Source organism: Marinobacter maroccanus, from assembly GCF_002933275.1.
Classification (GTDB): domain Bacteria; phylum Pseudomonadota; class Gammaproteobacteria; order Pseudomonadales; family Oleiphilaceae; genus Marinobacter; species Marinobacter maroccanus.
In genome coordinates this window covers 113,667-139,977 of the sequence record NZ_PSSX01000010.1, presented here as the reverse complement: position 1 = coordinate 139,977, position 26,311 = coordinate 113,667, and the positions used below count along the sequence as shown (strand labels likewise).

The following is a 26,311-nucleotide window of genomic DNA, read 5'->3' as shown; positions in this document are numbered from 1 at the left end:
TGACCATCTCGAGTTCGTGTTGTTGCGGGGACGGCTCTTTGAGCATGGGGCAGCCTCTGAAAAGTCGATGCCCCAATTACAACAAACCCCCGCCTTAATGGCGAGGGTTTGTCAGCAGTCTGAGGGAAGCTGCGGCTTCCCTTTTTCTTTGTGCGAAGAACATCAGAAACAATCAGGTACTGGCCAGCTTGGCGCCCATGGCCACAAAAAACCCACCTGTCAGGCCGTTCAGCAGACGCTTCATCCGCGCGTTCACGCCAAGACTCCGGAAGGTGACCACCACCCAGGCCAGGCCGCACTGCCAGAGCATGGCCAGCAGAAAATGCACGCCTGCCAACATCAGAGACTGCTGAAAGGCGTTACCGGCTGGATCTACAAACTGTGGCAGCAGCGCCATATAGAACAGCGCGGTTTTCGGATTCAAAACATTGGATAACAGCCCCTCACGGAACGACGCCACCATGGCGACCCTCCGGCGAGCAACCTTTTCCTCTTTTACCTCGGGGGCGTCGCCACGGCGAAGGGCCTGGCGCAATGAACCGATGCCCAACCACACCAGGTAGCAGGCGCCCGCCCATTTCAGGGCGGAGAAAGCCCAGGCGGTTTCCACCAACAGAAGAGAAATGCCCAGAGCCGAGAGCGTGGCATGAATGAACAGGCCGCTGCAGATGCCAACGCTGGTGACACAACCATCCCGCAAACCACCCCGGCCGGTATTGCGCATCACCAGCAGAGTATCAACACCCGGTGTGATGGTGAGCAGGGTAATGGCGACGAGATAGGCCCAGAACAGATCCGATATCAAAATGATCCCCTCTCAAACTCTTCAACGGAACGCCTCAGGGGCCCGGACCCGCAATTGAAAAGTCAGGCCTCCTGCTGGAGAATCTTGCGCGCCGCGGAGGATTTATAAAACGGTGCCAGCCGCCGGCGAATCAGGGCCTCAACATAGCCCTCCTCGCGCAATACGTCTATAACCGGAATTGCGTAGGCATCAATCTCCGCCATGACAACCTCACGGCTTACCCCCATATCGCCGAGCAGGTCTGCGAGCGGGCGTTCGCCATATTTGTCGAACAGGTGGGAAACCACCGCCCGGGCACAGCTCTCGAAGTATCCGGTCTTGCGAAACTGCAGCCAGAACTCATAGCCCAGCACCACAAACTCCTGCAGCTGCACATCTCCGAGGCCGTCGTGCAACTCGGCAATGGTACGGTCTTCCAGGGACACCCAGGCGGCCATCACGCTGTCCCGCAGTTCCTCGTCAGACAGGGCGCTGTGCAGGAACTGCTCACTACGGCTGATCAATCCGGGCAGACTGTCAGACAGCCAGGCCTTAAGGCGCCGCTCAAAGGTTTCATCCAGCCCCGGCACGGCTCTGTTGGCCATACGCTTGCCGAACTTCATCATCGAACCCACGCCCGGTACAGACTTGGTGATCAGGTTATCCTCGTAGAGGTAGTTCACCAGGCCGTGGTAAACCACATTGGACACCAGTTCCTGATATACCGGGTGCGCCATAATTTCGCTGATCACCCGCTCCCGCTGCTGCCGGAGTTCCAGTGCTTCCTCCAGAAAGCCGGTGGCCTGTTCACGGGTGATAATCTCACCCAGGGTAGTCTGCGACTGCACATCGGCATTGAGCACTTCGGTCGCCATTTCCGCGGCCAGCTCCGGAATGCCGGCATCCAGCTCCATATCCATAACGATGCGCTGGATGACGCCCATCACCTGCTCTTCCGAAGTGATCCGGTTCAGGGTTATCTCACCGGCATAACGCCACAGCTCATCCAGTTCCTGTTCCAGAAACTTGCGTAGCTTTGCGCCCTTGAGCGAAGCCAGTTCATGCTTCACGTGCTGTTCCAGCAGCTGGTTGGGGAGATCCGTTTTGCCTTTGGTCATGGCGTCAGTTGTCCTGTTGTTAAGGTGAAACACATTGGCCAGAGGCTAACATGAAGTTCAGGCTGGCAGGTTTGCCAAAACTACAGGTGAAGGGGTGCGGCCGGGCCAGTCCGGTTCAGCCGCGAGGTCTGTGGCGGGCTTACTGAAAATCGCTGAAGCTGTGGGGTTCCGCGGCCAGGGCCAGGCACAGACTGCCAGGGCCAACATAGATACTGCTGGTAATTCCCATCTGGGATAGCAGAAGTTCCACTCCGTTACTTTCGCAGGCGTCCCGCAGGCGGTTGAGACCCGGCAAATCCTCAATCTCGGTCCAGGTCAGGCCACAGGAGAGACTGACATAGGGGGTCAGGAGTCCGGCCTCCACGCGGGCAGTGGCATAATTCATCACCTTTTCCACCGCCACATCAAAGCTGCGGGTTTTGGCCGCTGGCTGGCCTTCAGCCCCCTGCCCGAAGATCACCGGGGTAATATTCAGTGCTTTGCCAAGAAAGGCCACGAGCGCCGACACGCTCTTGTCACCACGACGCCTAGCCCGCTCACGGATGTAGTGCAGGTCCCGCGGAATCACGCAGGTGTAGATCTTGTCGCTGAAGGTTTCTACCTCATGGCGCAGGGCATTCTTGGAGACCTTCTGATCGATCAGCTTCAGGGTATGCGCTGCCAGCAAGCCCTGGCCGGCGAAGATCTGCTTGCTGTCGATCACCCGCATAAAAAACCGGCCATCGCGACCGGCGGCGTGACGCGCCCCCTCGTAATTTGCCAGGACACTATTCATGGCTTCGGTGGCATTCTGGAAAATCAGACTTCGGGTTTTTGTGACGGTCTCGCAGATAGCGACATCAAACTGGGTAACGATTTTTTCCATGAACAGATCGTGGATCTGTTCGGCGGAGAAGGCACGGGTTTCCGTCTGATGGCCTTTCTGCAGCAGGCCACTCTGGTAGAACTCCTGGGTCCGTACCGGGTCGTGTTCGTCTATGTAGGTCTGGCCGTCAATTACAGCGGTTACCGGGAGGATGAACAGGTCGTGCTTGCGGCTGAAATCATAAGGTAAGTCGCACGCAGAATCGACGATCAAACCAACTCGCATGGTGGGCCTCCAGCTCCGGGAAGCTTCTCGACCGGAAGCCCCCTTTATTGTCGTTATTCTTTATGCCGCACAGTTTTACACACCGCGATCAGAATTTCAGCAAACCTGATCGATCCTGCACTGGATGTCATATCCAGCTCCCGAAGATTCCGTTCGAGCAACTCACGATTATCCTGCTGCCAGGGATGAAAGCCTTTGCGGAAATAGGCCAGGAATTCCGGCAGACACTTGCGCAGTACCCCGGGTTTTCCCCACAGGAAATTCAGGCCGCCAATCCAGGTGCGAAGACTCCAGAGCTTGCCATCAGCCTTCAGCAGGCTACAGGTGTTCAGGAAGGTGTACTTGAAGAAGTTCCAGGTGACAAACAGGAAGACGATCCGGCGCAGCCGTTCGTTGCCGACACATTCCCGGTAAACATCAAAGGCAACGGATTTGTGTTCGGTTTCCTCGATGGCATGCCAGCGCCAGAGCTTAGCCATGGCCGGTGTGGCCCCCTCCATCCACTCGGGGTGACTCAGGATGGCATTGGCCAGAACAGCCGTGTAATGCTCGGCACCACAAGTGCCCGCCAGTTGGCGGCTCGGCGGCAGTTTGCCCACCCACTCCATATGCTTCTCGAACCGCCGGTCTAGGGCATCGATATCATAGCCCCGCGCCTTCAGAGCTTCGTTGTAGCTCCTGTGCTCGCGGCTGTGCAGGGCTTCCTGGCCAATAAAGCCACGAATCTCCGCTTTCAGCTTGGGATCCTCAATCTGGTCCCGATAGAGTCTCACGGCATTTATAAACTGCTGTTCGCCGTCAGGGAACTGCAGGGAAAGCGCGTTGAAAAACGCGGTCCGGAAGGCGTCGTTACCGTGCCAGAGCGTTTTCAGATCTTCACTGATATCGAACCGGAGATGCCTCGGCTCAACGGACACCCCCTCAGGCGTGGAGCTGATGGTCATGACTGCCTCCTGTTTTTGTAGTGTTGTTATCAGTAGTGAACAGCGGACAAAAATTCATCAGTGCAAGCAGTTTAAACCCGGAAACCACGCGGAAGGAATACTTCCTCAGGAAAAATTGGACAAATTGTCACGAAATGACATTCTGTCAACGGCCGGATTTCGAGGGAAAAGGCAGGCAGAAAAAAGGGAGGCACGAAGCCTCCCAAGGACACACAGGGGGTCAGCGCCTTCCGGTGCAGATCCGGAAGGCGCAGGTTTAGTGCTCTTCTGCGGCTTTCGCGCCCGGCGCTTCCGGGTCGGCGGTAAAGCCAAGCAATCTGGTACGTTCAATCAGGAAATAGAGTACGGCGCCAGTGGCCAGGCCCCAGCCGGCACCATACACCGCCAGAACCACACCCATGGTGCCGGCAATGCCACGCTCAGTATTGTTCTCCAGCTGCTCCAGACCCACCATCAGACAGATATAGCCGGTCAGAAGCAGGGTCAGCGAGAGGGCAATCGGCAGCACCGGCTGGAAGAAGCTCACCAGCGGCAGAACGAACAGGGCAATGAAACCGGTAATCCAGAAGGTACCGCCGCCACTGTAGATGGAGTCCATGGCGTTGCGGCCGTACTTGTAACGCTCGGCCATGGTGGCTGTAACGGCCGTCCAGATCGGGCCCGCCAGCCCCGGGTAAGGCGCGAAGAAGGCGTGGCCACCGTTGCGAATCGCGGTTACCAGGTGCACCCGATCGATGCTGTTATCAATGTCTTCGTCTTTGCGCAAATGATCAACGCGATTCATCAGTGACTGGCCGACTACGATATCGCCGAAGGCAATAACATAGGCGATCACGGCCGTGGGAATGGCGTACAGGAAGACGTTGGCATCCGGGAAACCGACCGCGAACGGCAGGTAGTTCCACAGCTCATCAAACGCTGGCTTGGTGATGCCCCACTCCACATTGGGCACGTCGTATTCGCCAGTGGCAAAGCCAACAAGAATGGCAACCACCATACCCGGCACCATGCCGTAGTTGGCAATCTTGCGGGCGATGGAATTGCTTTCCACAAAGCCTTTGAAAGATACCGAGAACATCAGGTACAGGCACACCAGACCGCCAATGATCAGGGAGATTGGCGTGTTCGCCAGGCGGCCGCCCGCTTCGATCTCACCCATCAGGGCCGCGATACCGGCGCCGATGATGATCCCGCCTTTCATGGAACGGGGAATCAGCTCCACCAACTTGCTCCCCAGGCGGGTAATGCCCAGAACCAGGAAGATAATGAATACAAGGAACTGCAGGGCGAACAGAGCCTGAATCGCTTCCGGGCCGGGCTCGTAGTCACTCAGGAACAGCAGGACAACCGGAATACCCGGGGTAATCCAGCCGGGCACCAGGGGCACACCCAGCAACGCCGGCAGCATGAAACCGATACCGCAGATCACCACGTAGGCCAGAGCTACGTCGTAGGGCACACCCAGATATTTCTCAAGAAGGGGAATCATAGCCAGACTGACCACGAACATGATCAGGGCCTGCACCATCTCCGCGAATTCCCAGCGGTAATGGACAAACGGCAGACGAACCTTGAAAGGGCCAGCCGGCCAATACGGCTGCTCTTCCCCGTTCTTTCGGTGAAACATTTGCATAAAAAGGTCTCCGGGCTCACGCGGCGCGTGTGCCTGACAGCGTTGTTTTTCTGGTTAAAGTCGGCTGCGCCAGAGCGGCGCAGCCGATCGGGGGATCAGTCCAGTTCTTTGGCCTGGTCCCTCAGCACGAACTTCTGGATCTTGCCCGTGGAGGTTTTGGGCAGCTCCGAGAAGACGATGGTCTTGGGTACCTTGAACCGGGCCAGGTGCTCGCGACAGAAGTTGATAATGTCTTCCTCGCTGACCTGCCCTGCTTCCGGTTTGAGGGTCACGAAGGCACAGGGGGTTTCGCCCCACTTTTCGTCTGGCCGGGCAACCACAGCCGCCTCGAGTACAGCCGGATGGCGGTACAGGGTATCCTCAACCTCAATGGTGGAAATGTTTTCACCGCCGGAGATAATGATGTCCTTCAGCCGGTCCTTGATCTCCATGTAGCCGTCTTCGTGCCACACCGCCAGGTCACCGGTGTGGAACCAGCCGCCCCGGAAGGCCTCTTCGGTGGCCTTCGGGTTCTTCAGGTACCCCTTCATCACGGTGTTGCCGCGCAGGAAGATTTCACCGATGGTCTTGCCGTCTTTGGGCACCGGTTCCATGGTGTTCGGGTCGCCAACCATGGTGCCCGCCAGAGTGTGATAGCGAACGCCCTGGCGAGCCTTCTTGCGGGCGCGATCGTGCAGTGGCAGCGAATCCCACTCGGTCTTCCACGCGCAAACCGTCACCGGACCATAGACTTCGGTCAGGCCGTAAACGTGAGTCACCTGGATACCCATCTCTTCGATGGCACCGATAACCTGGGCGGGGGGAGCAGCACCGGCTGTCATGGATTTCACCTCGTGATCTATACCCGCCTTGGCAGATTCCGGCACGTTCAGCAGCGCGTTGAGAACAATCGGTGCGCCGCACATGTGGGTAACCTGATGGTCGCGGATTAGCTGCAGGATCTTCTCCGGGTCAACCCGGCGCAGGCATACATGGGTGCCCGCCATGGCGGTGATGGTCCAGGGGAAACACCAGCCGTTGCAGTGGAACATCGGCAAGGTCCACAGGTACACCGGGTGCATGTCCATGGACCACACCGCCTGGTTGCCGATGGCATTGATGTAAGCGCCACGGTGGTGATAGACCACGCCTTTCGGATTGCCGGTAGTGCCAGATGTGTAGTTCAGGGAAATGGCATCCCACTCGTTGTCGGGGAAGCTCCACTGGAACGCCGGATCCCCTTCCTGCAGAAAGGCCTCATAATCCAGATCGCTGACCTGAACGCCCTCGCCGTACTCGGGATCGTCCACATCAATCACCAGTGGCTTGGTGTCCAGCCGGCTGACGGCGTCCTTGATTACCTCACCGAATTCACGGTCGGCAATCACAACCTTGGCTTCACCGTGTTCCAGCATGAAGGCAATGGCCTCGGCGTCCAGGCGAACGTTCAGGGTATTGAGCACCGCACCGATCATGGGAACCCCGAAGTGGGCCTCCACCATGGCAGGAATATTCGGCAGCATAACGGCGACGGTGTCACCACGTCCGATGCCGCGCCCCTTGAGGGCAGAGGCCAGACGGCGACAACGCTCGTAGGTCTGCGCCCACGTGTAGCGGATCGCCCCGTGAATAACCGCGGGGTACTCGGGGTAAACAGTAGCGGTACGTTCGATAAAATCGACGGGAGATTGAACGGCGTAGTTGGCGTCAACGGGCGCCAGGCCCTGATCAAATATCGAGGTCATTGCGTGGTCCTCTTCAGTGCTGTTGTTCTTATGGCGTATTCAGGAATATCGCTAAACTAGCTATACTTCGGACTGGCCAGAATAGTATTGAATAGAATAAATACTAGAAATTATACCAACGTATTATAGTTAATTTACTATATTAATAAGCCATGAACGACATTCCCCCTTCAAGTGTATTTAGTTTGCACGACGCCGACCCGCAACCCGGATTGATCCTGGATGCTGATGGCGCCGTTCTTGAGGGCAACCGCGCAAGCCGGAATCTGTATCAGACGGCGAACCTCGCCTCCCGGTCCGGGCTGCTGCCGGTAAATGTTCTGGCACTCGTGAAGTCTGCACTGGAACAGGACCGGGCAATAGAGAATGTCGAAGCCCGTATTCCGGGAACCATCCTGATGTGGACGTTCGTCCCTGATGCCCAGAGCGGCAGGGTTCTGGCACGAGCGAGAGACGCCACAGATGAGGTTCTGACCCAGGAAGAGGCAACCCGCTCCAACCGCCTGTACCGGCTGATCACCGAGAATACCACCGACCTGATCTCCCGCCACGCTCCGGACGGGCGCTTTATCGATGCCACACCCGCGTCATGGCGACTGCTGGGCTACTGGCCGGAAGAATTGCGTGGCAAACCGCTCGAAGAGGTCTTTCGCGGCAACCATGTAGCCCAGAAACTGGCGGAAACCCGCAACCTTCTGCGGGATGATGGCTACGCCACCATGACCCTGGAAATCATCCACCGGGACGGATCCCGCCGCTGGTTCGAGATTGCCAGCCGAGCTATCCGGGAGACATACACCGGCGCCGTGATTGAGGTCATCAGCGTATCCCGGGATATCACCGCCCGGGTGGAATCTGAGGAGAACAGCCGCAGGCTGGCCGACGAACTTGCCCATACCGCCAGGCTCGCCACTCTCGGGGAGCTTGCCTCCAGCATTGCCCACGAGATGAACCAGCCACTGGCCACCATCGTGAACTTCGCCAGCGCCAGCCAGCGCTACCTGAAAGGTGCCCGAACCAACCCTGAATGCCTGGACCGCGTGGACGATGGCCTTCAGAAGATTGTTCACCATGCCAACCGGGCCTCGGAGGTCATCAAACGCTTGCGAGCCTTTTTACGCAAAGGCCAGAAGCGCACCGCGCCAATCGCGCTTAACGATGTCGTAAGCAACGTCGCCCGACTGTGTCAGTGGGAGGCCGAGAAGAACAATGTCCAGATCCGTGAGCGACTGGCCTGCTGTCCGCCCGTCATCACCGCCGATCCGGTGCTGCTGGAACAGGTACTGATCAATCTGATCCGCAACGGCATTGAAGCCACGATCGAAGCCCGTGGCGAAGAAACCCGGGGCGCACCTGCACAGATCGTGATAACCACCTGCATCAATGACCAGAACGAAACCCTGATTGAAGTCACTGATGAAGGCCCGGGCCTGGATGAGCAGGGTATCCGCCAGATGTTCCAGCCGTTCTACACCAGCAAGCCCCAGGGACTGGGCCTTGGCCTGTCCATGAGCCGATCGATCATTGAAGGCTTTGGCGGCTTTCTGGATGCCCGCCCCGCCGCAACCGGTGGCCTGTCCCTGATCTGTCGATTCCCGGCCAGCCAGAACCAGAAGCACAAAACCGCAACCACGGAGAACCAGCCCGATGACTGACCACTCTGCCCCGGAAGTCACCACCGTCTATGTTGTTGACGACGACGCCGGCATGCTGGAATCCACCCAATGGTTGCTGGAATCCGTGGGCCTGAACGTGGAGGCCTACAGCGATGGCCGGAAATTCCTGGACGCCGTTGGCAACGGCAAAGCCGGCTGCGTGGTTCTGGATGTGAGGATGCCGGGGCTCGGTGGCCTGAACGTTCAGGAGGAGCTTCAGAAGCGAGGGCTGGAGCTGCCCATCATCTTTGTCTCTGGCCATGCCGATGTGCCCATCGTGGTCAGGGCGTTCAAATCCGGCGCTTTTGATTTTATCGAGAAGCCTTTCAACGAGCAGTTGCTGCTGGACAGCGTTCAACAGGCCCTTCAGGAACACCAGCAATCCGGTACACAGCTGCAGGGTGATGAGGCAACCGAAGCCCTGCTGACCACCCTCACCCGGCGCGAACGGGATGTTTTTCTCCCACTGGCCCAAGGCTACACCAGCCGGGAAATCGCCGAGCAACTGGATGTCAGCGTGAAGACGATTGATCTGTACCGGGCCCGGGTGATGAAGCGCCTGGGCGCCGATCGCCTGCCGGATGTTACCGGCACGGCCATCGCCGCCGGGCTGCTCGACCCGCTGGACCTCCGTGGGGAAAAGAGCTGAACGGCCCTAACCCGCCGCAGCGTGAACATCGTGAGCCAACACCCCCAGCCTGCCCACAGCCTGCTCTATACGCTCACTCCAGGGATTGGCGCTGTTCAGTCTCAGGCAATTTTCGTATTTATTGGCCGTGGAAAACATCAGCCCCGGCGCCACGTTGATGTCCTCCGCCCTGGCCCTGTGGTAAACCTCCGTGCCGGAAACGCCATCCGGCAACTGCACCCAGAGAACGAACCCGCCCTGGGGTCGACTCACAGCGGTACCTTCCGGGAATGCCCGGGCCACGGCTGTACGCATACGCTCGGTGGACTCGCGATAGTGCTGACGTGCTGACCGCAGATAGCGATCGTAACCGCCCTGCTCCAGAAAATGCGCCACCGCCATCTGGGGAATCGAAGACGTGGCCAGGTTGACGAAATACTTGTGCTGCCGGGCGCTGGCCATATGACGCCCCGGCACCATCCAGCCCAGACGCAAGCCCGGCGAGATAGTCTTCGAGAAGGAGCTGCAGTAAATCACATTATCGGCCCGGTCAAAGGCCTTGGCCGGTCGCGGCCGGTCCCCGGAGTGGTGCAGATCCCCATAAATATCGTCCTCAATCAGAGGAACAGCAGCCGCCGCCAGCATGGACACCAGCTGTTTCTTGCGCTCGTCGGACATTTGCGCGCCCATGGGATTGCTGTGATTGGTCACCACCACACAGGCTTTCAGGGGCCACTGTTCCAGGGCCAGCTGCAAGCCTTCGAGGCTCAGGCCCTCGGAAGGATGGGTAGGAATTTCAATGACCTTCAGCCCGACCACTTCCAGGGCCTGAAGAATGCCGGGGAACGACGGTGATTCCACCGCCACAATGTCACCGGGCTGGGTCACGGCACGTAGCGCCAGGATGATGGCCTCCTGGGCACCGTTGGTGGCGAGCACGTCATCCGGGGTTATCGGTACCCCGAGGGTCGCCATCCGCTGGGCGATCTGCCGCCGGAACGATTCTTTGCCCGGAAAGGCATAGTCCAGGGTTTCCAGGCCCCGGCGTGCAGCCCAGAGCGTGCTGTGCTGGATCTGCCGGAGCGGCAGGTAATCCGGATGGGGAATCGCCGTAGCCAGAGGCACCATGCGCTTCTGCTCGTCGGCGCACAGGTCCAGGGTCATTTCCCGGGCGCTGACCGGTACCGGACGACTGCGATGCCGGCGCATCACTGGCTCAGGTGCATCCACGGTCGGCAGCCTCACGAAGTAGCCACTGCGCTCCCGGGCCTGCAGAAACCCCCGTGCTTCGAGAGTCTGGTGCGCCTGCAGGATGGTTGAAATACTCACGCCGAACTGCCGGCTCAGCATTCGCACGCCCGGTAATCGATCACCGTCGCGGTACACACCGTCCCGGATTAACTCCTGGAGCTGATCCGCCACCTGATTGTAAAGAATGCCCATTGCCCGTCCCTCGTCACTGGTACCTCCGGAGTCACCACGCTATTGCACCAGACACTGCGCCTCTCCATGCAGTACAGATACAGCCGAATCTGACCGGCACAGATTCCAGAAACCACACTCTGTACCGGTTCAAAATAAGATTATCTGAATCTGTTATGGCAGTCAGTTCATTTCCTACAATAAGCTGAACATCGGAAGGTGCTTACAAATCAGGCGATACAATCCAAAGGAGAAAAGACCATGACACAGCCTCTCTACCAGATTGATGCTTTTACCAGCAAGATTTTCGGGGGCAACCCGGCCGCGGTCATGCCCCTGGAGCAATGGCTGCCGGACAATGTCATGCTCTCGCTTGCCATGGAGAACAACCTCTCGGAAACGGCCTTTTTCGTGTCGCTTCCGGACGACGAGGAAGCCGATTTCCATATCCGCTGGTTTACGCCGGGCACAGAGGTGCCACTGTGTGGCCACGCCACTCTTGCCAGCGCCTGGGTTATCTTCAACAAGCTTGGCTGGGACAAGGCGCAAATCCGTTTACGCTCCAAAAGTGGCCCGCTCTCCGTCCGGCAGGCGGATGATGGCTGGCTGGTACTGGATTTCCCAAATTTGGCGTTCGAGGAGCAAGCCACGCCAACACTGATTCGGGAAGCCCTGGAGAGCGCACCTGATACGGCGTTTTTTGTACCAAACGATACCAATTACATGGTGGTTCTGAAGGACGAGGACGCTGTGCGGTCTGCCCAACCGGATCTGCGCAAACTCAAGCAGTTGGGCAACCAGGGGCTGATCATCACCGCCCTAGGCAAAGACTGCGATTTCGTCAGCCGCTATTTTGCTCCGGGCGCCGGTATCGATGAAGACCCGGTTACCGGTTCCATTCACAGCGTGCTGGTGCCCTACTGGTCTGAAAAACTGGGCAAGACACGGCTCGACGCCCGGCAGGTTTCAGCAAGGGGCGGTGTGCTGCGCTGCGAGTTGAAGGGGGATCGGGTCGACATCGCCGGCCAGGCTGCCTTCTACATGGAAGGCTCCGTCTACCTGCCCTGAGACTGGTATACTGCCCGCCGTTTTCTTTCCTATGGCGGGTACCATGACGGCAGGTTCAGCATCACAGTACGACGTAATCATCATCGGCGCCGGCGCAGCGGGCCTGATGTGTGCAGCAACCGCCGGGTATCGGGGTCGCCGTGTGCTGGTGCTGGATCACGCCAACAAACCCGGCAAGAAAATCCTCATGTCCGGCGGCGGGCGTTGCAACTTCACCAACCTGAACAGCACGCCCGCCAACTTCCTGTCGGACAACCCGCACTACTGCATTTCTGCGCTCAAGCGCTACACGCCCCAGGATTTTATGGAACTTGTAGACCGCCACGGCATTGAGCATGAGGAAAAAGCCCCCGGCCAACTGTTCTGCAAGGACAGCGCCAAGGAAATCCTCAACATGCTGCTGACCGAATGCGAGTGGGCAGGGGCGGAAGTGAGAATGAAGACAGCGGTCGACCGCATTACCGAGACCGACTCGGGCTATCGCCTGCGCGTCGGCTCCGGCGATCTGACCTGTGAATCCCTGGTGATCGCCACCGGTGGCCTGTCGATTCCCACCATGGGCGCAACCGCCTTTGGTTACCGCGTGGCCGATCAGTTCGGGCTGGACATACTTCCCACCCGCGCGGGCCTGGTGCCCTTTACCCTGCAGCCGGAGCTGAAAGAGCAGCTCGCACCTTTGTCCGGTGTCAGTTGTCCCGTTGACGTGCAATGCCATGACCAGCACTTCCGGGAACCGATGCTGGTCACTCATCGAGGACTCAGTGGCCCGGCGATGCTCCAGATCTCCAGTTTCTGGGAGCCGGGTGACAGCCTGGCCATCAATCTGCTGCCGGCCTGTCGCATCAAGGATGACCTGCTGAACCTCCGGAAAACCCGCCCGCAATCGACCATTGCAAACTACCTGAGCCAGCACCTGCCAAAACGGTTTGCCCAGGCCTTCAACGAACTGCAGGGCTGGACCGGTCCTTTGCAGGGCTACAAGAACAGCGATATTGAGCAGGTGGCAGACATTCTGGGCCAGTGGTCAATTAAACCGTCTGGCACCGAAGGCTATCGGACAGCGGAGGTCACCCTCGGTGGCGTAGACACGCGCCAGCTCTCCTCCAAAACCATGGCGGTGCTCGAACGGCAAAACCTCTACTTTATTGGTGAGGTGGTGGATGTCACCGGACACCTTGGCGGCCACAATTTCCAGTGGGCGTGGGCTTCTGGAGTAGCAGCTGGACAGCATGCCTGAATGCGTCGAAAATCTCAGTCAAGCCAAATTTAGGACTCTAACCTCTCATCGCAAGCGGCGATCGAACTAAGGTATCTCGTTCCCCAATATGACAGCATACTACGGTCGCAAAGCGGACATTCAGACCCAAGCCCAGCGGGCTCGCTTTAAGGGTCGTGTATGCCCCTTGTGTCGGGGCAAATCCAAGATAATGATGATAAGGTCCACGAAACCCAGATGATTAACCAACATACACCGACCCATGCCTACGCTCGCCAGCATGATCGGATAATTGGTCGCCCGTATTCGGGTAGTTCGATCTTAAGAAGCAGTAGCCGCTTACTGTGATTCGTATCCATGCCTTTAAAGATCTTAGAATCATTAGATCACTTCACTCAAAAGATGGTTTCCGGTTGGATGTTACCCCCGCCTTGAATTAATATTTTTGAGCAATTGCTAAAAAACGCAGGAACTTTTATAGAGTTCGAAACACTACATTGACAAGACTTAACCACTCGAGACTTGCTATGGACGGAAAGCCCATGAATAACACGGTCCAACCGGAGTCTGAAGCGTCACTGATCGAGGACCTTAAACAGGGAGATTCAACCGCTTATCAAAAGGCGGTACGCGAGTTCTCACCCGGCATGCTTGCCGTTGCCCGATTTTACCTGGACCACTCTAGCGCTGAAGAAATAGTCCAGGATTGCTGGGTAACGGTTATTGATGCTGTCCAGAAATTCGAGGGCCGATCCGGTCTGAAAACCTGGCTGCACCGCATCGTCGCCAATCGCTGCAAGAACCGGCTTCGTACTGCCAATCGGGAAATCGCAACGGACTTCTCCGAGACTCTGGAGCCTGAACTGGCTAACCGCTTCAATTCTAAAGGACGCTGGGATCTGCCACCCAAGCTGCAATTCCATGATTCCGCGGACAGGCTGATGGAAAATGGCGCCCTCAGCGATTGCCTGGACAAACACCTCTCTGCACTGCCGGAAACCCAGCGTTCTGCCCTGATGCTTTACGAAGCTCACCAGCACAAATCCGATGACGTCTGTAACATTCTGGATGTCAGTGCCTCTAACCTTCGTGTACTTTTACACCGTGCGAGGCAAAAGATCTTTCTCATGGTGGAGACTTTCCAGGAGACGGGCGAATGTTAATGTGCAGGGACCTGGCCGAAATCGCCAGTGACTACATCGATGGCGAACTGAACGGTCCGCGGAGCCTCTCCGTAAAAATGCATTTGATGATATGCAAGGATTGCCGAACGTTTATTGGCAACCTGCGAGCAAGCAGTAATCTGCTGAGTGCCCACTCCTCGGGGAAGGCCGACGAGGAATTCCTGCGCCGGATTGACGAGCGTGTCGCTGAAGCGCTGAGCGTCCGTAAAAACAAAGGTAGTGATTCAGAGTAACGTTGCAGAGGTTTCTATTCCGCCTCAAATACATCGGTATCCGGATGAAAGGTATACCAGGCAAACCAGAACGCCCGGGTCGCCGGAAGAAGGTTGCCTGATTCGTCGCGCAATTCCGCCGATGGTACTTCCGGGTCATAATGCAGCTGCACAGCCTTCCCACCAATACGGTCTTCAAGTACGGCACCGTGACCAGCCAGTTCCGGAAACGGCCAGGCCTTGCTCTCGCCATTGTGTGACCAGCCCAACACCCAGGTTTTTGGATGATATTTCCGGCTGGTGTGGGTAACCGGGAAATAGAGTCGCTCGGAGTGGTCGTAATCGCCATAGGGCGATATTCGATAATTGCGGCGGTGGCCGGTATCGGCGGAAAGCACTTTTCCGCTTCCTTCAACGCGCTCCCGCCAGCGGTGCCAGAGTTCATGGCGAATGGCGACAGGTTCCAGTTCCGTTCCGGCCAACGGCCCCGAAACCGCCCGCCCATCAATCTGCGACCAGAGGGATTCGGTCTGATGGTCATACATCAGTAGATCACTGTTATAGAGCAGTCCCGAAACGCCAAAGGTGAGAGAACGCCCGTCTACCCTCGGGTCAAAGGCCATTCCGGTGCCGCACAACGGGCAGAAGGTGATCAGCAGCGGCGTGCCTCCAAGATCATGATTCACTATCTCATGCCAATTCAGGATACCAATGGGGTAGGCAAAACTGACCTCTCCTTGATCATAGGTCAGCATCAGGTCATCGGAACGCCAGAGTTCTGCGTCCGCCGGGTCCTGGAAAACGGGGTAATTTATAGATGGGATCCCGTCCCGGGGCGGCCCTCCACGAAGAATCTCTTCCACCGGCACCAGGGCGTTACCAAGCTCAAACCCATTCTTTGTTTGACTTAAGGCCGGCTGGGCAAACAGCAGCAAAGCCATTGCCAGAATCAAAGGGTTGTTGAATCTATTCATGGCTCCTCCCAGAGATGCCCAGCTCCCTGAGTCGCTGCTCGATTCTCGGTACGGAAAACCCGTGCAATCGCTCGCCACCAATCAGGAAAAACGGTGTCCCCCGTCCGCCAAGTCGTTCAAATGTGTCCCGCGCAGCCCGGGAGGCGGTTATATCGAATTCCAGGTAGGAGATCTGGTGGTCGTGGAAATAATACTTGGCCGCTTCACAACCCGGGCAGAATGGCTGCGAGAACAGAACAACACGGGAATCCGGCGTGCCCTTGCTTTTTTCAATGACCTCACCGGCCAGCAACACACTGTTCCAGCTCAATAAAACGGCCACTGCAAACGCCCTTGCGATTGGCATTTTCATGCTCACCCCCCCAGGCAGGGGACAAGACCCTGCTTCCTGTTAAGGCGAGAGACACAGAGCAAGCCGGATTGTTACACCGAACCTTATTGCATCTGGATTTTGCGGGCTTCTTCATGAACCGCCTGCTCCGCTGTTTCGGCCTCCCGGAGCAGCGTCAGGTCTTTACTCACACTGGTGTAGGTTGACACCAGATAGGGCACACAGTAGGTCAGCACAACTTTCAACCAGTCCACGGAGGCGGCCCCGGTGACCGCCTCCCATTGATTGATGAGCACTAGAAGCGTGCCAACAACTGCCGCCAGCTTTGCGGCACGTCGTGGCGTACCGTGGCCTACCGCAAGCTCGCAGGCCTCCCTGCAGCTGCGGGCCGGGGTGCGTAAAATCCGTATGAACGACATCAGAATCTGTGTCCGCTGAATGCTGTTAGCTGTGGAATCATGACACCCCCTGGATTCATTTGTTACACCCCTTAATTGGATCAGTGTTTTAACATACGGTCGAATCGACCTGTAACATTCTTTGTTGTTACCTGTCTCTGCTATCAATAACAACAGACGCGCAATTGGGGTAAACCATGCTGCTGAACTGGCTGTCGAGGCGACTGGCCGCCTACCTTTCCAAACAGATCAAATGCCACTCAGTCCGAACCTCCACCTGGGCAGCTATACAGGCGTCGATCAAACCCGGGGACGTGCTTCTGGTGGAGGGAAATACGAGAGTAAGTACCGCCATCAAGTATCTGACCCAGTCCACCTGGTCCCATGCGGCCCTGTATCTGGGACCGGAAGCGAGTCTGGGTGTTGCTGAAGACGGCGAAGAACATGTTCTGGTCGAGGCGGATCTTGAGGAAGGTATTCGTTCACTGCCACTGTCTTTTTACCGCAACTTCCATACCCGGATCTGCCGGCCCGTCGGGCTCAATGAGCTGGATATTCGCAAGCTGATCAACTACTCAAAAAGCCGGCTCGGGCACCAGTACGACCTGAAAAACGTCTGGGACCTGGCACGCTATCTTTGCCCCACACCCCCGGGACCCACACGTTACCGTCGTTCCATGCTGGCCCTGGGCAGCAGCGACCCTACCAGGGCCATCTGTTCCACATTTATTGCCCAGGGCTTCCAGTCGATCCGGTATCCGATACTGCCGGAGCGCCTGGCTGACTCTGACGATGACGCGGATTCGGATGCCCAACGGCGGGAGTACTTCCGGATTCGGCATCACTCCCTGTTTGCCCCTCGGGACTTTGATGCATCACCCTATTTCGACGTGATCAAACCCACCCTGGAGCAGGGATTCGATTACCGACAATTCCAATGGGCGGAATGATCCGGCAGCTCAGCTATCATCCGCATCCGCCGTGCCTTGGAATCCCTGCAGCCCGGGCTTACCCAGCAGATACCCCTGCAGCTCATCGCAACCCGCCAACGCCAGCCAACTTGCCTGGGCTTCGGTTTCAACACCTTCGGCAATAACCTCGCAGCCCATGGTGTGGGCCATGTTGATGATGGTTCTGCACAGGGCCTCGTCCTGCTCGTTATCGGGAAGCCCTGTCACGAAGGTCCGGTCAATCTTGATACGGGAGACCGGCAGTGCCTTGAGATACGCCAATGACGAATAGCCAGTCCCAAAATCGTCCACAGCAAGGGTCAGGTCCAGTTCCCGAAAGCGATTGAGGGTTGCCATTGCCAGTTCGATGTCCTGCATCAAGGCGGTTTCGGTAATTTCCAGTTCCAACTGACGGGCCGAAACGCCTTTATCCCGAAGTGAAACCGCAATGCGGTCGGCAAAACCCGGATCGTGAAGTTGCAGGGCAGAGACATTCACCGCCATGCGTCCTGTAAACCCCTTTTCCGACCATCCCTTTAACGTAGCAACTGCCTGCTCCAGAACCCAGTCACCGATTTTCACGATCAACCCTGTTTCCTCCGCCAACGGAATGAACTCGGCAGGCGAAACCGGGCCGAGGGTGGGATGATGCCAGCGAAGAAGCGCTTCATAACCGGTGTTCCGCCTGAGACGATCACACTGCGGCTGGAAATACAGCTGCAACTGCCGGTTCTCGATGGCCGCCTTGAGACTGTGGATCAATTCCTGCCTGTGAAGGACCTGATCCCCGAGTTCCGAGGCAAAGAACTGCACCCTCTGGCTCGGGGACTTCTTCGCCCGATGCATGGCAATTTCAGCATGACTGAGCAGAGTCCTGGCATCCTGTCCGTCCAGGCCAGAAACTGCTACGCCGGCACTGACTTCACACTCAAAGGTTTTCCGGTCAACCTGGACTGGCCTTTGACAGGCTTCGATAACCGCTGAAATCCGGACTTCAATATCCACCGATGTCCGTGCCCGCTCACCAACCAGCAGCCCGAACACGTCGCCTCCAAGACGGGCAACCCGGCCATGATTGGCACTGAAGCCGGCGATACGACGGGCAATTTCCTGCAACACCCTGTCGCCAATCTCGTGGCCTGCCAGGCCATTGAGCGCCTGGAAATCGTTCAGACCGAGAACCAGAACGGCCTCTTCCCCTCCGCCATGGTCTGGATCGCTGAAATGGCGGTCCAACTGCTCTTCGAACAGGCTCCGATTGGCAAGGCCGGTAAGTTGATCATAGAGGGTGCGGATCTCCAGTTCCTGCTCGGTTCTGCGCAGGGTGCGGGTTCGTTCCGCAAGCAATTGGTCGAGTTCCCGATTCAGCAGTTTCAGGCGTGAAAGGTAAGCCGCATTCTGTTTCAGCATGCTGTTGAATACCCCCTCCACGTCACCGAACTCATCGCAGCGGCCGGCGGGCGTCAGGTATTTCAGGGGATGTTCCGCGTCCTCACCAGCGCGGGAAATGCGATCCCGCAGTCTAAGCAACGGTGACAGCATCATCCGGTCTACCACGAACATCGTCACGGCGGTGACAAAAACGGCGATCAGCAGCGACAGGCCCAGTATCCGGAACACAAAGGCAACCAGCTCCGATGGCACGTCACTGACATCCACCCGGGCCAGGACCTCGTAATCCGAGAGAACCGGTTCAGCAGCCCAGGAGAGATCGATCATTTCCTGCGGTGTCCTGGGCGCGGAACGAAGCAAGCCATTGGCGGGGTGTGGCGTTGTGATAGTTTCACCCGCCCGATACTCGGTTCCGGCTCTGCTCAGGGAGACACCAACCAACGGACTGCTGGTGATCAACGCCTCCAGCGCAGCCCCGGTTATATCCCGTCCCCGGGAGTGATTGATGAAAGTGATGATCGCCTGGCTGGCTATATCAACCCGGTCGTTCAGGAGGTCTTCCTCATAATTGCGGTACGACGGAATGAGGATGGCAACCTCAATGGCAAGAATGGCAGTAAAGGCCGCCAGGGTGAGGTTGCGGCACAACCGGCAATCCATGAGTTGTCTGGCCCACTCCCTGAAAGAACGCCTGGCAAGGGATTGTTCCTCGCTGCCAAGCTCTCCATTGACCATCTCCAACTCTGGTTCCGCCACCGATTTCATACTACCTCGCCTTTTGTATGAGCCTTATAGAGAGACACGCCAGGCAAAGGTAAATTACAAAAAAGGGTGGGGTTTTACCCCCACCCAAGTCCGACAGCAGACTCATTGATGCAAAGCGATGCTATTGCTTGTCGATAAACTTTTTCTGTTCCACGCGGGAATACTCGGTCAGTGCCGCCAGTTCCTCGGAGCCCCACTCAAGCGGTTCTGCAGCCATCGGTGCCACCATGCAGATCTGAACCATTTCATCCAGGTGCACCATATCCATGCCAAAGTCACGCTGCCCCATGGCCACGACATGGGGGTATTCATTCTTGAATGAGGCGTTGTAGCCAGCGCCATTGGCATGACAGGTGGCGCAGGAAAGGCCGTTGGAAGAAAGGCTGGTGTCATTGAAAAGCTTTTCGCCCTGGGCGCGAAGATCGGCGACATTGCCCTGATAGGGCGTATAGCCTTCCGGACGACGAACCGCCTTTTTCAGCTTGGCAGACTCGCCTTCGCCTTCCGCCTCACCCTCTGCTTCCCCTTCAGCCTCGCCTTCACCCTCGGCGCGGGCTTCTGCTTCACCCTCACCCTTGGCGGAACCTTCCGCCTCGCCCCTGGCCTCGCCTTCTGCTTCGCCGCGGGCCTCCCCTTCAGCCTCCCCCTGGGCAGCTTCAGCCGAGGGGATCAACCCAAGCCCGGGCCCGCTGCTCGCATTGAAGCCGGCGACGGCTACCACGGTCATCATGGGAACCGATACCATGAGATTTCGGGACAGTTTTTTTAGTAGTTCCTTTCGGTTTTTGTCTGTGGACATATCTGCAACCTCCGGTCGTATTTTTCCTTGTTCAGGGTGCGGGCCTTTTATCCAGGCCCTTGAAGCACGGACACCCCGGCCGCGCAATTGTTACTGCCCGGGAAACCGGGCCAGTATCTGAAAGTGACATCGGTCTCTGTTACCCGGATATGACTCATGCTTACCGTGGCGGGACCTTTTCGCTTCATGGCTATGGCCACGCTCTCAGGCCAGCCATGCTTGTTCCGATGCAGGTCCAGGAGACGCCCAACGGCCTGGCCTGGCTCACAGCGCTTCAGTGCCTGGCGAACCAGATATCGGCGAAGAGCGGGAACAAAACGCGGCATGAGAGACGAAGAACTGATGGTCATCTCCGCCAGATCACGGGTTTCTTTCAGAGTCTCGCCGGTCCACTCCCACTTGAATGGACCACAGGGCTGGCTGTTGAATGCCAGCAGAATAAACGGCGAATACCGGGAAAGGGTCTCGCCGCACAGGAATGCCCGGACTTCAGCAACGGTGCGCGCCGAGCTGAGGCGCCTGACCAGTAACCCACGACTCGTAGACTGGCCAGCGGGTACAAGTGATGGGTAACGATAGTTATTCAAAAGGGCGAGAATAATGCCGTGGCTGTTACCGGCAATCCAGGTCCCACCACCCAACGGATCTTTGGGCATCACCGTGCTGACCCCATCGCGCAACTCAACAACCGGTGGCTCCGCTTCAGGACGCTGCAGCGACTCGTCCCTGTTAAAAAACAGGTCAAGCCCTGCCGGTGAGTACTGCCAGCTCAGGGTACACATAAGATCAGGCGCTTTCGGCCATACCCTGGGCCTGCCTTTGCAGGTACCGCAAGGTCGAGGGGTGAACCCCGAACTCGGCGCCGACTTCCACGCCCGCCTGCTCGGCCAGCATGCCGATAATCGCCATGTGATGGATGGTATGGCTGGCCAGGAAAACCAGTTCGCGATCCACGCTGGTTGTGACTACCTGCCCCTGTTCGTCGCTGGTATGCAACATGGTAAGTTCGTTGGCGTGATTCCCGCTGAATCGGCTGCGCAACGTCTGCAGAATCTCTGACAATCGGTTGGCCCCGGCCCGCCGATCGGTTTCCAGTGACAGCTCACGGTCACGGTTTTCATAGTCGAGCAGTGCTCCGGGTGATGCCGTTGCCGACAGCAGGGCACTGTAATGGTCAATAATGTGCCGAACATGCTTGCCAATCACATGCTGCTTGCGCTGGCCGAAACTTTGCCGGTACAGATTGCCGGGTAAGTTTTCCAACAGATCTATGAGTTGCCCGATTGCGTGGGCGTTCTCTTCAACAATGTCATTAACGGTTTCGTCTCGCTCAGAGCCTGATTGAGTCATGGTATTCGTCCGCTTCTTGTTGGTCCCGGGTTCTATTACCTTTGAAACTGAGGCAATGAAAGCAACCGCGTGGACACAAGGGTTACTCGTGCCCACCCGATCAACGGCTTAGCCCTCGGCTTTTCCCTCGGCTTTTCCCTCGGCTTCACCTTCTGCTTCGCCTTCTCCCTCGGCTTCACCTTCAGCCTTGCCTTTCGCTTCGCCTTCGGCTTCCGCCTCTCCGGTGGCCAGCATCAGGTAGCTCGGTTCTGCTGTGGCATCAGCGGCCGATACGTTGAACGCCGAGGCACCCATAACAACCGCAAACACGGGGCCGGTATAGGCCATGCCCCGGGCAAGCTTGCCTAGCAATCTCTGTTTCTGTGTTTCTCTGGACATGATGTGTCCCCCTTGATTTAACGTAACAACTGCCAGGCTTACACCCGGCCTCTCCATACCCGGAGCCGAAGCGCTTTGCGCTCAACGGCCCCCGGATGCCTTTTGCGGTGCCTTCTCGAAACACCGCCCGGACAGTGCCGCCGCAGCGGCCTCCAGATTGTTCATATCCACCAGATAGCGCTCACGACCTTCCAGCCAATCCGCCAGCCTGGCGAAGCCATCGGTGTCCAGCGGTCGCCCGTCTTCACCGCAGCAGCTGGAAATGAGATGTCTGAGGCTTTCGTTCACGGGCAGGGGCTGTAAACCGCCATCTCCCAGTGACTCGTCACTCGGCACGAGCACGGCGTTTACGCGGCCGGCAAAGCCTGCAATGCCTGCTTTCGATGGCGTGAACACATCATCACCGTCGGAGTTGTGCAGGGGCAGACCCAGCCCCGTAACGCATGAGCCATCGGTGCTTTTGAGCAATGCGCCGCGGCCACAATCCATACGCCATTGCGTGGACAGTGCCAACGTCAGCGCGTCGCGCATTGACGGCTCAGAATGGCTGACCAGGAACATTTCACCATCGGAGCCAGCAACAAGACCGGCGTCTATGGCGATGTCATCGTGTCTGGCTGAATGGGTGGCCAGACAGCTGGCAAGCGCCGGAACGACCGCCGCCAGAGACAGGCGAGAACGGATCACCTGGCCGTCCAGAATCAAGGTAAAGCCCGGCGTGTCGCGAACAATTTCAAGTCTTGGCAATGAGTCCTTACCTGCCTCATCGGAAATCGCCATTGGCTCAAGCAGGCTTTCAATCCGGTTGACCAGCGGCGCGCTGTCGGTAAAGAAACGTGCCTGGAAACGCCCGCAGGACAGGGCCATCGACATCATGGTGGAGGTTTCCGGGAACGGAGGCTGGCCAGACTCAAGAGCATCCCCATTGGCAGACGGCCCCTCGGACTGGACCAGGAAACGGTTATTGACCCAGTCCGCCAGGGTATTCCAGACATCGTTCCTTATTGCCCAGGCATCCGGGGCAGTAGGCATGCTTTTCAGGGCGGATTCCACCAGCGCCGAGGCAATGTCATCGGGCCCGGCACCCTCAGTGGCCATCAACCAGATCAGGGACGCGGTCTCGTTCAGGCTGCTCAGGTGGCCCAGGCGGGTGTCGTAGAGGTAAACCTGGTCTTCGCTGAAGGTTTCCTCTGCCACCCAGCGTTCAAGGCGGGGTGGCTTCAGGGGCCGGTCAGAAAGGGCCTGGGCGACCACCCAATCGGACAACCTCGGCAAGGTCATGAAAGGCAGGTACGCCGAAGGGTCCGACCCCGGTATCAGGTTCCTGAAACCGCCGCTGCTGGCCATTTCGGCCTGAGTTTCACGGACCAGTTGCTCCACCATCGAACCGCTGGATTCCTTGTGCGCAGGGCGATTCAGACCGAGCATTTCAACCATGTCAGCCACAATGGAGCCCTTGATGCGTTCCTCGATGTCACCGCCACTCTCCGGGCCGGCACAGACTTCGAGGGATGGACTGAGGTTGCACTCGAGAATCCAGGGCTTGATGTCCGCATCAATCAGACAGTCAATGCCCATCAGCTCATAACAGCCACGGGTATCGGCGCCGATCACCCGGGAACGTTCTCGCATGGGCTCCAGGGCCGCCAGGCAGGTCAGGGCGACCATGTCCTCAATCTTGGCAAACAAGGCTTCATCGTCATGGCCCTGTTCACGGAGCCAGGCCCGGTAACGTTCGAAATCCACGAATTCCACGGGCACGTCGGCATCCAGATTCAGTGCATTCACATCCGGGTTGGTGAGATAGCTGTAGGGATTATTCGCGTTTTCCTCGTCATAAGGCATGGAGGCCAGCTTGGCGAAGCCCTGGTGATACAGGTAAACACGAAACGGCGAGACGGAAGAGACAAGCACATACAGCCGCAAAACGTATTTCCGGCCGTGCATGGTGTGGGGATTTTCCAGATACTCCTGAACCATCCAGGAGGATTCCATCGGCACGTCGGCCGGATCACCCACCAGCTGAATCCCCTTGCCGCGTGCTGCATTCTTCGGCTTGAGCAACCAGCGCTTGTCCGGATTATCCAGCGCTGCCTGCTGGAACGCATGGTAGTCCTCAGGCATCGAGAACACCTTGGGCACGAAAGCGAGGCGGTCGGTCAGATGTTTGCCGCCCTTTTCCTGCCGCTCAACGCGATCCCGCAAGTCCATCAGGCTGCGGTAAAGGCGGCTTTTCACCGTGAGGGCATTGTTGCCGGGAATGTGGTTAATTTTCCGCTCCGGCCCCACCTGGCTGAAGAATTCCGGGTCCGGCATCCCGGTGTACCAGCAGGCATCCCAGTTTTCAGGGCCTTCAGCCTTTTGCCACAGGGATTTATCGAGGGACTCCTCGAAGAAGCGATCCTGCTCGTAGGACCTGTTGCCACCCATCCAGTACTGACGATCATGCCGAGTCATCTTGCCGCGCTCTCCGTTTCGGTTGTCCGTTGCCCGTCGTCGGGGCACTGATTTCTCGCGTTTCACGGATTCCGACACATGAGATTTGCAACTGTTACAACACGGCTCGAACTTTTTCGACCGGTCTGTTTTGCGTTTGGGCAGTGGGGATTGTTGCTTCTGTAACAACGCTGCCTCGAAGGTGTCCTTGGCTCACCGGACCAAACAACGAACAACCTCCCAACAAGCCAGGAACACAACCATGGTTTTTCGACACGCCTTCATTTTTGCCGGCCTGTTAACCGTTATTGCACTTTCACTGGCGACCACTCAGTGGCCATCGACTCAATGGCTCTGGCTAATTGCCGGACCGCTGCTGGCACTGGGCGCCTATGACCTCCTGCAAAGCCGCCACACGCTTCTGCGTATCTATCCGGTGATCGGGCACTTCCGATACCTGTTTGAATCTGTTCGCCGGGAGCTGCAGCAGTACTTTGTGGAATCCGACCTGGATGGATCGCCCGTGAACCGGGAATTCCGCAGCCTGATCTATCAGCGAGCCAAAAAGGACAACGATACCCGGGCCTTCGGCACCATCTTTGATGTCTACCGGGATGGCTACGAGTGGCTCAATCATTCAGTGGCACCAAAACACTGCCTGCCTGCCAACCTCCGGATCCGCTTCGGCGGCAGCCGGTGTGCCCAGCCCTACGATGCAGCCCCGTTGAATATTTCAGCCATGAGCTATGGCGCTCTCAGCCGCAATGCCATCATGGCCCTGAACCGGGGTGCCAGACTCGGCAACTTTTTCCACAACACCGGTGAGGGCGGCATCAGTGAGTGGCACCTGAAATACGGCGGTGATCTGGTATGGCAGATTGGCACGGGCTATTTCGGATGCCGCGATTCCGAAGGCAACTTCGATCCGAGATTATTTGCCAGGGAAGCAGCCCGGGATTCCGTCAAAATGATTGAAATCAAGCTCTCCCAGGGCGCCAAGCCTGGGCATGGCGGTGTATTACCTGCGTCCAAACTGACCCGGGAAATCGCTGATATCCGGAAAGTCCCCATGGGCCAGGATGTACTGTCGCCGCCCGGTCATTCGGCATTCTCAAGCCCCATCGAGCTGGTGACATTCGTGGCCAAACTGAGGGCGCTGTCCGGCGGCAAACCAGTAGGCTTCAAACTCTGCCCCGGTAATCGACAGGAATTCCTTGGCATCTGCAAGGCCATGCTGGAGACCGGCCGGCTACCAGACTTCATAACCGTGGATGGTGGCGAGGGAGGCACCGGCGCGGCCCCGGTGGAGCTGACCAATTCGGTTGGCATGCCGCTCAGGGACGGGCTGCAGTTTGTGCATAATGCCCTCAAAGGCATTGGTGTTCGTGATCAGGTGCGCCTGATTGCCTCGGGCAAGTCCTTTTCGGCATTCCATATGCTGCGCCTGATGGTGCTGGGTGCCGATACCGTCAATTCGGCAAGAGGTATGATGATGGCTCTGGGATGCATACAATCCCGCAGCTGTAACACGGATAAATGCCTGACCGGCGTCGCCACCACCAATCCGGCACGCTATAAACAGCTGGATGTAACCGACAAAGGCGTTCGCGTGGCAAACTACCAGCACTCCTCAGTCGAGGCGCTGGCAGAACTGCTCGGCATTCTCGGCATTGACCGCCTCGAAGACCTGCAACCACGACACCTGAACCGGCGTGTTAATCCAAGCCTGGTGATGAACTATGCACAGCTCTACCCCGGTATCGAACCCGGTTGTTTGTTGCACAAAGACTGCGCGCCGGCGGACTGGGCTGAAGACTGGCGGCTGGCAAGGGCCGATCGCTGGCAATAGATAAGGCTGTT

General features: G+C 57.7%; 24 protein-coding genes. 8 read left to right on the top strand and 16 right to left on the bottom strand.

What is annotated here, in order from left to right; translation table 11 throughout:
* Positions 1-172: 172 nt before the first annotated feature.
* The 6 genes from KEHDKFFH_RS12665 to KEHDKFFH_RS12640 form a co-directional block, all read right to left on the bottom strand.
* Positions 173-811 carry a LysE family translocator gene (locus KEHDKFFH_RS12665; RefSeq protein ID WP_104322254.1) on the bottom strand — a complete coding sequence of 213 codons (639 nt, stop codon included), beginning with the start codon at positions 809-811 and terminating at the stop codon, positions 173-175.
* 56 nt (positions 812-867) lie between these two features.
* Positions 868-1,902, bottom strand: a complete 1,035-nt coding sequence (locus KEHDKFFH_RS12660) for a hypothetical protein (protein WP_104322253.1) — start codon at positions 1,900-1,902, stop codon at positions 868-870.
* Between the two features lie 139 nt (positions 1,903-2,041).
* A complete protein-coding gene (locus KEHDKFFH_RS12655) occupies positions 2,042-2,992 on the bottom strand; it encodes a DegV family protein (protein ID WP_104322252.1) in 951 nt (316 codons plus the stop codon).
* Positions 2,993-3,045: 53 nt separating this feature from the next.
* Entirely contained in the window at positions 3,046-3,936 is an 891-nt protein-coding gene (locus KEHDKFFH_RS12650) for a metal-dependent hydrolase (RefSeq protein WP_241956494.1), read from the bottom strand.
* Positions 3,937-4,192: 256 nt separating this feature from the next.
* Entirely contained in the window at positions 4,193-5,569 is a 1,377-nt protein-coding gene (locus KEHDKFFH_RS12645) for a solute carrier family 23 protein (RefSeq protein WP_104322251.1), read from the bottom strand.
* A gap of 95 nt (positions 5,570-5,664) precedes the next feature.
* Positions 5,665-7,293, bottom strand: a complete 1,629-nt coding sequence (locus tag KEHDKFFH_RS12640) for an acyl-CoA synthetase (protein ID WP_104322250.1) — start codon at positions 7,291-7,293, stop codon at positions 5,665-5,667.
* A 152-nt stretch (positions 7,294-7,445) separates the two neighbouring features.
* On the opposite strand from KEHDKFFH_RS12640, the gene KEHDKFFH_RS12635 reads away from it, so the two are divergent.
* Together KEHDKFFH_RS12635 and KEHDKFFH_RS12630 are read left to right on the top strand one after the other, a co-directional pair.
* On the top strand, positions 7,446-8,948 hold the full coding sequence (locus KEHDKFFH_RS12635; protein ID WP_104322249.1) for a sensor histidine kinase: 1,503 nt from the start codon (positions 7,446-7,448) through the stop codon (positions 8,946-8,948).
* Positions 8,941-9,597: a response regulator transcription factor gene (locus tag KEHDKFFH_RS12630; RefSeq protein WP_104322248.1), complete on the top strand. Its 657-nt coding sequence runs from the start codon at positions 8,941-8,943 to the stop codon at positions 9,595-9,597. The genes KEHDKFFH_RS12635 and KEHDKFFH_RS12630 overlap by 8 nt, the downstream gene beginning before the upstream one ends.
* Positions 9,598-9,603: 6 nt before the next feature.
* Here the strand turns inward: KEHDKFFH_RS12630 and KEHDKFFH_RS12625 are convergent, their stop codons facing one another.
* Positions 9,604-11,019: an aminotransferase-like domain-containing protein gene (locus KEHDKFFH_RS12625; protein WP_104322247.1), complete on the bottom strand. Its 1,416-nt coding sequence runs from the start codon at positions 11,017-11,019 to the stop codon at positions 9,604-9,606.
* Between the two features lie 240 nt (positions 11,020-11,259).
* Between KEHDKFFH_RS12625 and KEHDKFFH_RS12620 the strand changes: the two genes are divergently transcribed.
* The 4 genes from KEHDKFFH_RS12620 to KEHDKFFH_RS12605 all read left to right on the top strand — a co-directional run bounded on the left by KEHDKFFH_RS12620 (position 11,260) and on the right by KEHDKFFH_RS12605 (position 14,699).
* Complete coding sequence (locus KEHDKFFH_RS12620) at positions 11,260-12,066, top strand: PhzF family phenazine biosynthesis protein (RefSeq protein WP_104322246.1); 807 nt, start codon at positions 11,260-11,262, stop codon at positions 12,064-12,066.
* A gap of 43 nt (positions 12,067-12,109) precedes the next feature.
* Positions 12,110-13,303 (top strand): BaiN/RdsA family NAD(P)/FAD-dependent oxidoreductase, encoded by a 1,194-nt coding sequence (locus KEHDKFFH_RS12615; RefSeq protein ID WP_104322245.1) that lies wholly within the window; start codon positions 12,110-12,112, stop codon positions 13,301-13,303.
* 521 nt (positions 13,304-13,824) lie between these two features.
* Positions 13,825-14,445: an RNA polymerase sigma factor gene (locus tag KEHDKFFH_RS12610; RefSeq protein WP_104322244.1), complete on the top strand. Its 621-nt coding sequence runs from the start codon at positions 13,825-13,827 to the stop codon at positions 14,443-14,445.
* Positions 14,439-14,699, top strand: coding sequence for an anti-sigma factor family protein (locus tag KEHDKFFH_RS12605; protein WP_104322243.1), 261 nt, complete (start codon positions 14,439-14,441; stop codon positions 14,697-14,699). The genes KEHDKFFH_RS12610 and KEHDKFFH_RS12605 overlap by 7 nt, the downstream gene beginning before the upstream one ends.
* 14 nt (positions 14,700-14,713) lie before the next feature.
* On the opposite strand, the gene KEHDKFFH_RS12600 is transcribed toward KEHDKFFH_RS12605, so the two are convergent.
* The 3 genes from KEHDKFFH_RS12600 to nrtS form a co-directional block, all read right to left on the bottom strand.
* Positions 14,714-15,652, bottom strand: a complete 939-nt coding sequence (locus KEHDKFFH_RS12600) for a DUF3179 domain-containing protein (protein WP_104322242.1) — start codon at positions 15,650-15,652, stop codon at positions 14,714-14,716.
* The gene (locus KEHDKFFH_RS12595; RefSeq protein WP_104322241.1) at positions 15,645-16,004 is read right to left on the bottom strand and encodes a glutaredoxin family protein; all 360 of its coding nucleotides are present in this window, start codon (positions 16,002-16,004) and stop codon (positions 15,645-15,647) included. Before KEHDKFFH_RS12595 ends, KEHDKFFH_RS12600 begins: the two co-directional genes overlap by 8 nt.
* 83 nt (positions 16,005-16,087) lie before the next feature.
* On the bottom strand, positions 16,088-16,402 hold the full coding sequence (gene nrtS / locus KEHDKFFH_RS12590) for a nitrate/nitrite transporter NrtS (protein ID WP_104322240.1): 315 nt from the start codon (positions 16,400-16,402) through the stop codon (positions 16,088-16,090).
* A gap of 176 nt (positions 16,403-16,578) precedes the next feature.
* Between nrtS and KEHDKFFH_RS12585 the strand changes: the two genes are divergently transcribed.
* Positions 16,579-17,331 carry a YiiX/YebB-like N1pC/P60 family cysteine hydrolase gene (locus KEHDKFFH_RS12585; protein ID WP_104322239.1) on the top strand — a complete coding sequence of 251 codons (753 nt, stop codon included), beginning with the start codon at positions 16,579-16,581 and terminating at the stop codon, positions 17,329-17,331.
* Positions 17,332-17,340: 9 nt separating this feature from the next.
* Here the strand turns inward: KEHDKFFH_RS12585 and KEHDKFFH_RS12580 are convergent, their stop codons facing one another.
* The 6 genes from KEHDKFFH_RS12580 to KEHDKFFH_RS12555 form a co-directional block, all read right to left on the bottom strand.
* The gene (locus KEHDKFFH_RS12580) at positions 17,341-19,488 is read right to left on the bottom strand and encodes a putative bifunctional diguanylate cyclase/phosphodiesterase (RefSeq protein ID WP_241956493.1); all 2,148 of its coding nucleotides are present in this window, start codon (positions 19,486-19,488) and stop codon (positions 17,341-17,343) included.
* Between the two features lie 121 nt (positions 19,489-19,609).
* Positions 19,610-20,287, bottom strand: coding sequence for a cytochrome c peroxidase (locus KEHDKFFH_RS12575; RefSeq protein ID WP_104322238.1), 678 nt, complete (start codon positions 20,285-20,287; stop codon positions 19,610-19,612).
* Between the two features lie 47 nt (positions 20,288-20,334).
* On the bottom strand, positions 20,335-21,069 hold the full coding sequence (locus KEHDKFFH_RS12570) for an NRDE family protein (protein WP_241956492.1): 735 nt from the start codon (positions 21,067-21,069) through the stop codon (positions 20,335-20,337).
* 4 nt (positions 21,070-21,073) lie between these two features.
* Positions 21,074-21,637: a DinB family protein gene (locus KEHDKFFH_RS12565; protein ID WP_104322237.1), complete on the bottom strand. Its 564-nt coding sequence runs from the start codon at positions 21,635-21,637 to the stop codon at positions 21,074-21,076.
* Between the two features lie 108 nt (positions 21,638-21,745).
* Complete coding sequence (locus tag KEHDKFFH_RS12560; RefSeq protein ID WP_104322236.1) at positions 21,746-22,015, bottom strand: hypothetical protein; 270 nt, start codon at positions 22,013-22,015, stop codon at positions 21,746-21,748.
* Between the two features lie 81 nt (positions 22,016-22,096).
* Positions 22,097-24,472, bottom strand: a complete 2,376-nt coding sequence (locus KEHDKFFH_RS12555; protein WP_104322235.1) for a PqqD family peptide modification chaperone — start codon at positions 24,470-24,472, stop codon at positions 22,097-22,099.
* 241 nt (positions 24,473-24,713) lie between these two features.
* On the opposite strand from KEHDKFFH_RS12555, the gene KEHDKFFH_RS12550 reads away from it, so the two are divergent.
* Positions 24,714-26,300 carry an FMN-binding glutamate synthase family protein gene (locus KEHDKFFH_RS12550; protein WP_104322234.1) on the top strand — a complete coding sequence of 529 codons (1,587 nt, stop codon included), beginning with the start codon at positions 24,714-24,716 and terminating at the stop codon, positions 26,298-26,300.
* Positions 26,301-26,311: the final 11 nt, after the last annotated feature.

What these genes read in the sequence shown, in the direction of transcription:
- KEHDKFFH_RS12645 (WP_104322251.1), bottom strand. Translation starts at nt 5,569, where the DNA reads ATGCAAATGTTTCACCGAAAGAACGGGGAAGAGCAGCCGTATTGGCCG.
- KEHDKFFH_RS12565 (WP_104322237.1), bottom strand. Translation starts at nt 21,637, where the DNA reads ATGACTCAATCAGGCTCTGAGCGAGACGAAACCGTTAATGACATTGTT.
- KEHDKFFH_RS12595 (WP_104322241.1), bottom strand. Translation starts at nt 16,004, where the DNA reads ATGAAAATGCCAATCGCAAGGGCGTTTGCAGTGGCCGTTTTATTGAGC.
- KEHDKFFH_RS12650 (WP_241956494.1), bottom strand. Translation starts at nt 3,936, where the DNA reads ATGACCATCAGCTCCACGCCTGAGGGGGTGTCCGTTGAGCCGAGGCAT.
- KEHDKFFH_RS12610 (WP_104322244.1), top strand. Translation starts at nt 13,825, where the DNA reads ATGAATAACACGGTCCAACCGGAGTCTGAAGCGTCACTGATCGAGGAC.
- KEHDKFFH_RS12600 (WP_104322242.1), bottom strand. Translation starts at nt 15,652, where the DNA reads ATGAATAGATTCAACAACCCTTTGATTCTGGCAATGGCTTTGCTGCTG.
- KEHDKFFH_RS12560 (WP_104322236.1), bottom strand. Translation starts at nt 22,015, where the DNA reads ATGTCCAGAGAAACACAGAAACAGAGATTGCTAGGCAAGCTTGCCCGG.
- KEHDKFFH_RS12555 (WP_104322235.1), bottom strand. Translation starts at nt 24,472, where the DNA reads ATGACTCGGCATGATCGTCAGTACTGGATGGGTGGCAACAGGTCCTAC.
- KEHDKFFH_RS12625 (WP_104322247.1), bottom strand. Translation starts at nt 11,019, where the DNA reads ATGGGCATTCTTTACAATCAGGTGGCGGATCAGCTCCAGGAGTTAATC.
- KEHDKFFH_RS12635 (WP_104322249.1), top strand. Translation starts at nt 7,446, where the DNA reads ATGAACGACATTCCCCCTTCAAGTGTATTTAGTTTGCACGACGCCGAC.
- nrtS (WP_104322240.1), bottom strand. Translation starts at nt 16,402, where the DNA reads ATGTCGTTCATACGGATTTTACGCACCCCGGCCCGCAGCTGCAGGGAG.
- KEHDKFFH_RS12550 (WP_104322234.1), top strand. Translation starts at nt 24,714, where the DNA reads ATGGTTTTTCGACACGCCTTCATTTTTGCCGGCCTGTTAACCGTTATT.
- KEHDKFFH_RS12640 (WP_104322250.1), bottom strand. Translation starts at nt 7,293, where the DNA reads ATGACCTCGATATTTGATCAGGGCCTGGCGCCCGTTGACGCCAACTAC.
- KEHDKFFH_RS12655 (WP_104322252.1), bottom strand. Translation starts at nt 2,992, where the DNA reads ATGCGAGTTGGTTTGATCGTCGATTCTGCGTGCGACTTACCTTATGAT.
- KEHDKFFH_RS12570 (WP_241956492.1), bottom strand. Translation starts at nt 21,069, where the DNA reads ATGTGTACCCTGAGCTGGCAGTACTCACCGGCAGGGCTTGACCTGTTT.
- KEHDKFFH_RS12605 (WP_104322243.1), top strand. Translation starts at nt 14,439, where the DNA reads ATGTTAATGTGCAGGGACCTGGCCGAAATCGCCAGTGACTACATCGAT.
- KEHDKFFH_RS12575 (WP_104322238.1), bottom strand. Translation starts at nt 20,287, where the DNA reads ATGTCCACAGACAAAAACCGAAAGGAACTACTAAAAAAACTGTCCCGA.
- KEHDKFFH_RS12660 (WP_104322253.1), bottom strand. Translation starts at nt 1,902, where the DNA reads ATGACCAAAGGCAAAACGGATCTCCCCAACCAGCTGCTGGAACAGCAC.
- KEHDKFFH_RS12615 (WP_104322245.1), top strand. Translation starts at nt 12,110, where the DNA reads ATGACGGCAGGTTCAGCATCACAGTACGACGTAATCATCATCGGCGCC.
- KEHDKFFH_RS12630 (WP_104322248.1), top strand. Translation starts at nt 8,941, where the DNA reads ATGACTGACCACTCTGCCCCGGAAGTCACCACCGTCTATGTTGTTGAC.
- KEHDKFFH_RS12585 (WP_104322239.1), top strand. Translation starts at nt 16,579, where the DNA reads ATGCTGCTGAACTGGCTGTCGAGGCGACTGGCCGCCTACCTTTCCAAA.
- KEHDKFFH_RS12580 (WP_241956493.1), bottom strand. Translation starts at nt 19,488, where the DNA reads ATGAAATCGGTGGCGGAACCAGAGTTGGAGATGGTCAATGGAGAGCTT.
- KEHDKFFH_RS12620 (WP_104322246.1), top strand. Translation starts at nt 11,260, where the DNA reads ATGACACAGCCTCTCTACCAGATTGATGCTTTTACCAGCAAGATTTTC.